The organism is Pseudomonas sp. 10-1B (assembly GCF_000935045.1).
GTDB lineage: Bacteria > Pseudomonadota > Gammaproteobacteria > Pseudomonadales > Pseudomonadaceae > Aquipseudomonas.
The window spans coordinates 1-1,175 of record NZ_JYKS01000102.1; the positions used below are offsets into that span (position 1 = coordinate 1).

1 protein-coding gene is annotated in these 1,175 nt (G+C 59.1%); it reads left to right on the forward strand.

Annotated features, from left to right (window positions below; genetic code table 11):
* Nucleotides 1-288 precede the first annotated feature (288 nt).
* Nucleotides 289-585 (forward strand): DUF3144 domain-containing protein, encoded by a 297-nt coding sequence (locus tag TZ03_RS27930; protein ID WP_051101544.1) that lies wholly within the window; start codon nucleotides 289-291, stop codon nucleotides 583-585.
* Nucleotides 586-1,175 lie beyond the last annotated feature (590 nt).

Sequence of the window (1,175 nt, forward strand, 5' to 3'; positions counted from 1 at the left end):
CGGTCGACAGGGGGGCGCTCGGGGGTGACGCAGAGGTAGGGCGGGGCGGAGCGGGGGGTACAGAGCAGGCTGGCAAGCTTCGAAGCGAGGCGGGCGGCACGTTTGGCCTTGAGGTCACGCCCACTGGCTGCAGTCGGTTTTGCAGGCAGTGGGCGCAAATAGCGATGGATACGTGTGATTCCGAGCATGGGGTGGGCTGCTTCCTTTTTCGTTGTTGATCCTTTTTCAGCCTTGCACGTATGCGCCGCGACATGCAAGGCTTGGCCTCCAGCAACCAGGTGAACCGCAATGACCCAAGCAACCGACCAGGCCTTTTACGACCGCGCCGATGCGCACATCGAACTGGCCAACCAGCAGATCGAAAAATTCGAAGACCTGGGCAAGGTAAGCGCTTCGCTGACCTTCGGTGCCGCACGCTTCAGCGCCTGGATGAGCGCCCGCAGCTTCAAGAGCGGCGCCGAGCTGGGTGCTGCGCGGGACGAGATACTGAAGTACTTCTGCGAGCAGTACCGGATGATGCTCGAGGATAACCTTGACGAGCATATCGAGCATTTTGACCAGTACATGCTGGGCAAGAACGACTAAGACCGCAGGTCGAAAGCTCGCCGCATACCTTGTGGGTTTACCCGCGAAGCGCCGCGCCGGCGGCGCTCGATTTACGCAACACCACAGAAGCCAAGACAAGCGCCTGGGGGGGCATTACGCAGCTTCCGGCGTTGCATGCACCTCATGTGGCTCTTTCCTGGATCAGGCTTTTCTGATCTTTGCCAAAATGGCTGTCCAGTTGGCCACTTCGGAAATATCCTACGAGTCGCGTCTTCTGCCATCACCTGTTCAGTGGGAACCAGTGTCTCTAGGCTCTATCCGTCGCCGAATACCTTGGCGATCGGGTGTGGTAGCCCGGATGCATTTTTTCCATGACAGTCTATGGCGGCTGTGCGTGGGAGGCTTTCGAGCCTGCCTGGATTGGAAAATGCCCGGGTCTACCACCTCGCGTACAGTCGCCACCCATTCACGTGGTAGTGATGGTTGGCGGCCTTGACGAGCATTTTCCAATGATGAAGAAAATAGTCCCCGATCCACCCCTTCCGTGCACCTCCAACCGCCCCTTCGGCCGCTGCGATGCTGGCCATGATCCCCTCTTCACCGTCAACCCGAACATTTCCGCCGAAGAC